Here is an 8,756-nt window from a genome sequence, read left to right as displayed (position 1 = left end):
TATGGCAACTACTTTTAATTTATCTATAGTACCATTTCTAAATACTTTATTTTTTACAATGGTTTTTATTATATGTTTATGAATTTCTTTTAATCCATCTAAATCAAAATCACTTAAGGAGCGCCTAACGGCATCAATGCGTGGCATTTTAGTTTTTTTAGGTATTACTTTTTTAAACTTGCCTTTTTTAAGCCAATGTTCTAATCTATTGAAACTTCTTATCTGAAGCATAAATCCAAATAACACCACGAAGGTAATTGTTGAAATTTTTACATCAGATTTTATTCTTTTATCTTTTAAGTTATTGATTTTTTCACCTATATCGTATACCTTATTAATATAAGTAAGTAATTGTTTTAAATAACTTTTACTCATTTTATCAGCATCCTTTTTAAGTTGGTTTCTTGTCAAAACTATTATAAAAAGGATGCTTTTATTATGCAAATTTTTTTTCTAAAATTTCCAGCAAAAATCAGAATTTATGGTTTTTAACCTAACCCTCAATCATTCATTATAAATCAGCGGGCTCACGCCCCAAAAATTTTTAAGCGCTAAACTTCTGTTAAATAATGTAAAAAAATTAGTGGATGAAATAGATAAAGAAGCTTTAATATCAATATCAGAAGCAGAAGAAATCAAAGGAAGAGGCTTCCTAAAGCCTGCACTATAAGAATATGTTGCGAAGTAAGTGCATAGGAAAAATCTGATTTTAATTCCGTGATAAATGTGAAATTTTGGACTTGAACAATACGCCAAGAACTTCTAATATTTGTCCATTTAAAGCCCCTAAAGTTTTCAAACTCACTCGTGCCTCGCTCAGGCAATGAAAACTTCTTAACGGTGCTTTAAATGGACAAATAAAGAAGTTCTAAGGCTAGTTCAATAGTCCTAAATTTCACATTTATCACTCCATTAAAATCAGATTTTTCAGTTACAGAGTACTTACTTCGTGGGGGGAGAGCCTACTAAATGAGGATTTTCCGCCGCTTTGCTATGGAAAATCTTTAATTGAATATGAAGAATGGTATAGTAAGAAAAGATATAACTGTTTCATTAAATGAAGTGGTTATATCTTTTCTTTTAGGGCTTAAAAAATCTTTTATTGGCGATAGCCAGCGAAAATATAGAAATATTAAATATTAAATATCAAATATCAAATAATGTTGAAATTCCTATGGAATTTCTTAAATTAGAATTTGTGGAAGAAGTAAGAATTAAGTAAGAGGTAAAAAAATCAAAAGTTGAGCACTTAAAAAATTTTTTTTGGCGTAGCCCGCTGATTTATAATAAAATACTTATTATATAAACAGAGCTCTTAGCTTCAGATGGAGTTTTTACTCCAACTGAAGGTTAGAGATCGTTATCCAGGGACGTAGCTGCCGTTATCTCCCATTTTGTTAGAAGTGGGAGTGTTACGGCAGGTAGTCATCGGATAAATTGGTTGGGATAATCTACTTTTGGTTAAAGCCTAAAATAAAAATGCAATTTGAAATTATTTATTAAGATTATTACGGTTTTATGGGTTAAGTGAAAGCATAGCTATTTTTACCACAACTATTATCTTTTACTTATTCACAAATTAATTATAAAAAACTCTTTGAGTTTTATCCTTAACTATTACTTCTTATCTTTTACTTATCTCTTCCTTTTTTTCTCTACAAACTAAGATTTATACAAACAATTGCCTTACGGCAAAATAAATTAAATTTTAATCACTACTTTATTTTAATAAGTATCATATAACTTTTCAAAAGGCTCCGCCTAAAAAATATTATGAGCCCCTTATTTGATATTTATTATTTATTATTTATATATTTAGCCTGGCTATTGCCAATAAAAGATTTTTTAAGCCCTTTTCAAACTATCCCATTTATTTAATTAAAGATTTTCCGTAACGCAGTGGAGGAAAATCATCCTTTAGTAGGCTGTTCTCTCCCTGTGACCATATACGCATGAACTGAAAAATCTGCTTTTAAGGGAACAATAAATATATTTTTTTAGACTATTGAGCTAGCTTTAGAAATTCTTTGTTTTCAAATTTGAATACCCGTTAAGAAGCTTTCATTGCCTGAATGAGGAACGAGTGAGTTTGAAAGCTTTAGGGTATTCAAATTTGAAAACATTAGAATTTCTTAGCGTACTGCGAACAGTCTAAAAAAATATATTTATTGTGGACTTAAAAGCAGATTTTTCCTATGCCATTACGTCACAATTTTCTTACACTGTGTCTCTGATTATCAGCTCTGGCTTAAAATAAATCTGCTTTTTCTCATCCTTATGCTCAATAGTATTTATTAAAAGCTTACATGCTTCCTTACCCATATGGTATATAGGTTGACCTATGGTAGTAAGTTCCGGCTGCACAAAGCTTGATATTCTTATATTATCAAATCCTATTATAGAAATATCCTCTGGTATGTTGTATCCTTTTCTCAATAAGACTTTCATTCCACCTAAAGCCATGGCATCATTTCCATAGAATATAGCATCTACACTTACTTTAGATTTTAATATGCTTTGTGTAACCTTAATTCCTCCTTCTGTTGTAAAATCTCCTTCGAAAATAAGCTCGTCCTTATAGATATTTCTCTTAGTCATTGATTTTTTATATCCATCCAATCTTTTTTTTGACACACTTAATTCCATAGGACCTGTTACAAATGCTATACGTTTTTTCCCATTTTGTAATAGATAATCCACACCTTGTTCTACTCCCTCTTCATTAAGGCAATAAACTCCATTAAATTCTTCTACATTTTCCATGTATCTATCTACTAATACAAATGGCACATTATTATTTTTTAATATATTTATACTTTCTTCTTTGCCTACTCCAGTTAAAAATATCATGCCATCTACTAATTTACTTATTAAAAGCTTTATATACTGTTCTTCCTTATCATTTTTATTATCTGTATTACAAAATATTACATTGTAATTAAATTTATTAGCTACATCCTCTATGGCTCTAGCTATTTCTGAAAAAAATGGATTCTCTATATCGGGAAGAATTATACCTATGGTTTCTGTTTTTTTAGTACTTAAGCTTCTAGCTACAGAATTAGGTATATAATTTAATTCTTTTGCTGAATTAAATATCTTTTCCCTAGTACTTTCTGATACATTTATTTCTTTATTATTCAAAACCATAGATACAGTAGCCTTAGATACCCCTACTGCTTCTGCTATATCTTTCAAAGTTGTTTTTCTCATAATATCTCCTCAAATCCCTAGGGTGTTATATTTTTTCTATATTTTAACATCATCTTACTAAATCAAAGTGCCAGAATCAACTAGACATCCTATGAATAATCCAGGATTTATTTAATAAATCCTGGACTTTAAATACGTTCCTTTGCTTGTAAATTTCTACTAGCATAAATAATATTCATTTCTCAATTATATTTTACTTTTATTGCTTACTATGAGCAAGTATAATTTTATAAAATCAAATTAGGTACATGAAAATAAATAACAAGTCAAAGATGCTGGTATATTTTGTATCAGACAAGGAAGCAGGTTCCGCCGCTAGTAGAACTATCGTTGGGTTCTGCTGACGCAGTATGACGCAAAATAGACTAGCATACTAACTTGTTATTTATTTGAATGTGCTTACCTATAATTATTTAGCATTTTCTTTAGTTACTAACATAAGTTCAACTGGTATTAATTTTTTAACCTCTTCACCTTTTGAAGCTTTAACGGCATTTTCTATTGCTATTGAACCCATTAATTTTGGCTGCTGTGCTACTGTTGCTGTCATATCTCCAGCTTTAACTGCATTTATAGCATCTTGATTTCCGTCAAATCCTACAACTATAGCTGTTTTCTTAGCTGCTTTTAAAGCCTTTACTGCACCTAGTGCCATTTCATCATTGTGAGCAAATATAGCATCTATTTGTGGTTGAGCTTGAATTATGTTTTCCATAACAGATAAACCCTTTTGTCTATCAAAATCTGCTGCTTGTTTAGCAACTAAGTTTATTTTCTTATCTTTATCAGCTATATTGTGGAATCCCTTACCTCTATCTCTTGTAGCTGAAGCTCCTGGTATCCCTTCAAGTTCTACTGCTTTAACTGCTGATTTATCCTTTAACTGATCTGCTATAAATTTAGCCGCCATTTCTCCACCTTTAACGTTATCAGATTCTATGTGAGATGCAACTTCTCCACCATTTGACTTTCTGTCAACTGTTATAACAGGTATTTTTTGGTCATTAGCTGCTTGAACTGCATTTGCCACAGCATCACTATCTGTAGGGTTTATTATTATAGCAGAAACCCCTTGTTGAACTAAATCTTCAACATTTGATCTTTCTGTGTCCGCTGAATCCTGAGAATTTAAAACTACTATTTCATATCCTAACTCTTTAGCTTTTGCTTCTGCTCCTTCTTTCATGCTCACAAAGAATGGATTGTTTAAAGTGGATAATACCATTCCTATTTTCTTATTTTCCTTCTTAGTCTCTCCAGCTTTTTGTCCACACCCTGCCATTAATCCAGTTGTCAAAGCTAATGATGCTAAAATTGATAAAACTCTCATTTTTCTTTTCATACGTTAGCCCTCCTATTTTTCTTTTTTATATTAATTAAAATTAATCTGAATACAATTTTTCCCATGCTAATCTTTATTAATTTATTCTTATAATACATTATCTTACAAATTGTGTATACGCAGTTATTTCTCATTTATAAAACATAGGAGACTTCTGCTAGCTACACTAAAAACATTAGAATAGAATATATTCATAAAATAGAATTTCAACTTATTATTTCTTTCCGCTGTTTACTTTTCTGTCCATAAGTACTGCTAACAATATTACAATACCTTTTACAATGGACTGATAGAATGGTGAAACATTCATAAGGTTTAATCCGTTATTTAATACTCCTATTATTAAAGCACCTATTATAGTTCCTGTTACTGTTCCTTCTCCACCTGCAAGACTTGTTCCACCAAGTACTACTGCTGCTATAGCATCTAGTTCAAATCCTGAACCTGCATTTGGTGAAGCTGAACCTATTCTACTTGTTACTATAATTCCACTTAAAGCTGCAGCTATACCTGATATTACATAAACCATATTCTTAATTTTTGTTGTGTTTATTCCTGATAATCTTGCTGAATCTTCATTACCGCCTAGTGCATATAAATATCTTCCATATCTAGTTTGGCTTAAAATATAGAATGCTATTACAAATACTACTATAGTAAATATTACTGGTATTGGAATTTGGTCTAATAATCTACCATTACCTATAAAACCAAAGCTTTTTCCTAAACCTGATATAGGTTTTCCATTAGTAAATACATAAGTTACCCCTCTAAATATTGTCATAGTAGCAAGAGTTGCTATAAACGCTTGTATTTTTCCTCTTGAAATAATTATTCCGTTAACTAATCCTACTACTGCACCTAATGCTAGTGCCGCAACCACTGCTAAAAATACATTTCCAGTACTCTTTATAATTACTGCCGCTACAGCACCACTTATGGCCAATATGGATCCTACAGATAAGTCTATTCCACCAGTTAAGATTACAAATGTCATACCTATAGCAAGAATTGCATTAACTGAAACTTGAGTAAATACGTTTCTTATATTACTTACAGATAAAAATCTAGGTTCAATTGCAGCTATAGCTACACACAGTACTAAAAATACAACAAGTGATTTATATTTAATTAATGTATTTTTTACATTACTTTTCATAATTCTCTCCTCTTTTCATATTTCATTTATAGAGTTCAATTTTTACAATTATTTAATTCCTACTGCACATTTCATTATAGACTCTTGGCTTGCCTCTTCTCTATTTAGCTCACCAGTTATATTTCCTTCATGCATTACAAGTATTCTGTCACTTATTCCAAGAACTTCAGGCATATCAGAAGATATCATTATTACTGCCTTTCCGCTTTCTTTTAATGCATTTAAAACATCGTATATTTCCTTTTTAGCTCCTACGTCTATGCCCCTAGTTGGCTCATCTATTATAAGAACTTTTGGTGACAGCATAATCCACTTTGCAAGTATTGCCTTTTGTTGATTACCTCCACTTAAATTCTTTATAAATTGCTCTGAACTAGGTGTCTTTACTGACAATTTTTTAATGTATTCATCTACATCTTTCTTTTCCTTTTTTCTATCTATAGCCTTAAAGGAGTTTTCATATTTCTTTAAATTTGCAAGGGTCATATTATCCCCAACAGTCATACCTAAAACTAATCCTTCTTTTTTTCTATCCTCTGATAGATAGCATATTCCATATTCTATAGCATCCTTTGGAGACCTTATTTGCTTCTTTTCTCCATCTATAAATATTTCTCCGTTAGATTTTCTGTACTCTCCAAATATAGTCTTTGCCAATTCTGTTCTTCCAGAGCCCATCAATCCTGCTATACCCAATATTTCTCCTGCCTTAACCTTTAAAGAAGCATTTTTTACTTTATTTGAATAGCTTAAATCTTTAACTTCTAGTAGAATTTCTCCAGTATCCACTTTCTTGTAAGGAAACTGATCCTCTAACTTTCTTCCTACAAGCATTGATATAATATCATCATTGGATATATCTGCTACCATTGCATCTCCAACATATTTGCCATCTCTTAAAACCGTAATTCTATCACACATCTTGAATATTTCTTCCATTCTGTGAGATATATAAATTATAGCTATGCCTTTATCTCTTAATTTTTCTATAACAGTAAACAAATTCTTAGTTTCCACATCTGTAAGAGCTGTAGTAGGTTCGTCCATTATAATTATGCTGGCATTTTTAGTAAGAGCTTTTGCTATCTCTATCATTTGCATTTCTCCAACACTTATATCTCTTACCAAAGTATCCGGATCTATATTGCATCCTATTTGATTTAAGAAATCCATACTTCTTTCTTTTAATAATTTCTTACTTATTCTCCTAGAAACTTTATTAAATTTTTCATTTCCCAAGAATATATTTTCCCAAACAGTTAAGTTAGGAAGCACACTTAACTCTTGATGTATTATGGTTATTCCTTTGCTCTCTGCATCTTTTATTCCAGTTATTTCAGTTTCTTTTCCTTCTATAAGTATCTTTCCTTCATCTTTTTTGTAAACCCCACTTAATATCTTCATAAGTGTGGATTTACCCGCTCCATTTTCACCTAGAAGTCCAAGAACCTCTCCTCCATAAGCAGAAAGTTGCACATTATCTAAAGCCTTTACCCCTGGGAAGGATTTTGATATATTTTGCATTTTGAGTATAGGTGTTTTACTCTTCATAATTATCCTCTCCTTAAAATTAGCAACTTTTTCTAAAAAACCACTCCTGATTTTAATATTATATTTGCATAAGGCGTTTGTTCTCCTGTTCTCACTACAGCCTTGCAATTTTTAAGTTCTTTTTTCAATTCTTCATGAGTTACAAATGTAATTTTTACATGGCCTATTTCTTTCTTTATTTCTTCAAATATCTCTGGGCTTACTTCCTTTGTTTCTTTAGCTATTACCACTTCTTCTACTTTTAATTCTGCTAAAACAGCTTTAAGTGTATCCATAAAGCTTGGTAAATTCTTTACTAAAGCTAAATCAATTCTCCTTGTTTCTTTTGGTATAGGAAGTCCACAATCCCCTATAGCTATGGAATCAGTGTGTCCCATTTTTGATATTTCTTCACTTATTGAGCTATTTAATAATGTTGTCTTTCTCATGGCTAGTCCTCCCCGTAAACTTCTATTATTTCTTTTAAATATGGAATGGAAGGCTGAGCCCCTTCTCTCTGAACTGCTATACTAGAGCATTTATTTCCAAACTTAACTGCCCCTTTAATCTCTTCAAAACATAAATTATCCGCATTTAGTTTACTTGAGAAACCTCCGATGAATGTATCTCCTGCTGCAGTGGTATCTACTGCTTTAACTTTATAAGCTTCTACAATTTCTGCCTTATCCTCTGATATCACAGCTGCACCATTAGATCCAAGGGTTATTATTGTATATTTAACACCTTTATCAATAAACTTTTCTGCAGCTTCCTTAGCACTATCCAAATCCTTTACATTTACACCAGTAAGTTCATAAGCTTCTGTTTCATTAGGTACAACTATATCTGTATATTTTAAAAGCTGCTCTGGAATTTCTTTAGCTGGTGCTGGATTTAATACTGTAACTTTTCCTGCACTTTTAGCCATTTTAAAAGCCTCTATAGTAGCTTCTACTGGTGTCTCAAATTGTGATATTAATATTTGACACTCTTTTATAACTTTTTCAGCTTTCTCTATTTCTTCTTTTTTTATACTCATATTTGCTCCAGCTGCAACTATTATAGAGTTATTACCCTCTTGGTCTACAGAAATTACTGCTGTACCTGTAGGATTTTTTTCATCCTTAAATATAAAATCTACATTTATATCATCCTGTATTAAACTCTTAGTAAGCGCCTCACCAGTACTGTCACTTCCAACCTTTGATATCATATAAACCTCAGAGCCCAGTCTCTTTGCTGCCACTGCTTGATTGGCACCTTTTCCTCCTGGAACATTTTGAAGGTCATTTGCAAATATAGTTTCTCCTACCTTAGGCATATTATTTACTTTTAAAACTATATCCATGTTCATGCTTCCAAGCACACACACTCTATTCATAATCTTTCCTCCTCGTATAATAAGTTTATAGCAGTCATTTAACTGACTATAAACTTATTTATTTTTATATTTTAGTATAGATAAGAAAGTATCTATGTTTTTCTGTGGGGATTCTCCCAATTCCATAGTTG

The 8,756-nt window shown here is 31.3% G+C and carries 9 protein-coding genes; 2 read left to right on the top strand and 7 right to left on the bottom strand.

All coding sequences use genetic code 11. From position 1 onward, the window contains the following. On the bottom strand, positions 1 to 375 hold a 375-nt coding region (locus tag FGK85_RS13845), incomplete at its 3' end, for a hypothetical protein (protein ID WP_341472459.1). A gap of 142 nt (positions 376 to 517) precedes the next feature. On the opposite strand from FGK85_RS13845, the gene FGK85_RS15865 reads away from it, so the two are divergent. Together FGK85_RS15865 and FGK85_RS15790 are read left to right on the top strand one after the other, a co-directional pair. Then, entirely contained in the window at positions 518 to 670 is a 153-nt protein-coding gene (locus FGK85_RS15865) for a DUF2179 domain-containing protein (RefSeq protein ID WP_138207594.1), read from the top strand. Between the two features lie 338 nt (positions 671 to 1,008). Continuing rightward, a complete protein-coding gene (locus FGK85_RS15790) occupies positions 1,009 to 1,143 on the top strand; it encodes a hypothetical protein (protein ID WP_279232925.1) in 135 nt (44 codons plus the stop codon). A 1,074-nt stretch (positions 1,144 to 2,217) separates the two neighbouring features. Here the strand turns inward: FGK85_RS15790 and FGK85_RS13835 are convergent. The 6 genes from FGK85_RS13835 to rbsK form a co-directional block, all read right to left on the bottom strand. Beyond that, positions 2,218 to 3,213 carry a LacI family DNA-binding transcriptional regulator gene (locus tag FGK85_RS13835; RefSeq protein ID WP_138207592.1) on the bottom strand — a complete coding sequence of 332 codons (996 nt, stop codon included), beginning with the start codon at positions 3,211 to 3,213 and terminating at the stop codon, positions 2,218 to 2,220. Positions 3,214 to 3,622: 409 nt separating this feature from the next. Next, positions 3,623 to 4,555, bottom strand: coding sequence for a ribose ABC transporter substrate-binding protein RbsB (gene rbsB / locus FGK85_RS13830; protein WP_102401705.1), 933 nt, complete (start codon positions 4,553 to 4,555; stop codon positions 3,623 to 3,625). Positions 4,556 to 4,769: 214 nt separating this feature from the next. Further along, positions 4,770 to 5,714, bottom strand: coding sequence for an ABC transporter permease subunit (locus tag FGK85_RS13825; protein ID WP_138207590.1), 945 nt, complete (start codon positions 5,712 to 5,714; stop codon positions 4,770 to 4,772). Positions 5,715 to 5,762: 48 nt separating this feature from the next. Then, positions 5,763 to 7,265: a sugar ABC transporter ATP-binding protein gene (locus FGK85_RS13820; protein WP_138207588.1), complete on the bottom strand. Its 1,503-nt coding sequence runs from the start codon at positions 7,263 to 7,265 to the stop codon at positions 5,763 to 5,765. A gap of 32 nt (positions 7,266 to 7,297) precedes the next feature. Next, on the bottom strand, positions 7,298 to 7,693 hold the full coding sequence (gene rbsD, locus FGK85_RS13815; protein ID WP_102401708.1) for a D-ribose pyranase: 396 nt from the start codon (positions 7,691 to 7,693) through the stop codon (positions 7,298 to 7,300). Between the two features lie 2 nt (positions 7,694 to 7,695). Then, the gene (gene rbsK / locus FGK85_RS13810) at positions 7,696 to 8,625 is read right to left on the bottom strand and encodes a ribokinase (RefSeq protein WP_138207586.1); all 930 of its coding nucleotides are present in this window, start codon (positions 8,623 to 8,625) and stop codon (positions 7,696 to 7,698) included. Positions 8,626 to 8,756 lie beyond the last annotated feature (131 nt).

The sequence above is a fragment of the Haloimpatiens lingqiaonensis genome, assembly GCF_901447495.1.
Lineage (GTDB): Bacteria > Bacillota > Clostridia > Clostridiales > Clostridiaceae > Haloimpatiens > Haloimpatiens lingqiaonensis.
This window is presented reverse-complemented; position numbering and strand designations above follow the sequence as displayed.

Coding starts and splice junctions, on each gene's coding strand:
- FGK85_RS13835 (WP_138207592.1), bottom strand. CDS start 3,213: ATGAGAAAAACAACTTTGAAAGATATAGCAGAAGCAGTAGGGGTATCT.
- rbsB (WP_102401705.1), bottom strand. CDS start 4,555: ATGAAAAGAAAAATGAGAGTTTTATCAATTTTAGCATCATTAGCTTTG.
- FGK85_RS13825 (WP_138207590.1), bottom strand. CDS start 5,714: ATGAAAAGTAATGTAAAAAATACATTAATTAAATATAAATCACTTGTT.
- FGK85_RS13820 (WP_138207588.1), bottom strand. CDS start 7,265: ATGAAGAGTAAAACACCTATACTCAAAATGCAAAATATATCAAAATCC.
- rbsD (WP_102401708.1), bottom strand. CDS start 7,693: ATGAGAAAGACAACATTATTAAATAGCTCAATAAGTGAAGAAATATCA.
- rbsK (WP_138207586.1), bottom strand. CDS start 8,625: ATGAATAGAGTGTGTGTGCTTGGAAGCATGAACATGGATATAGTTTTA.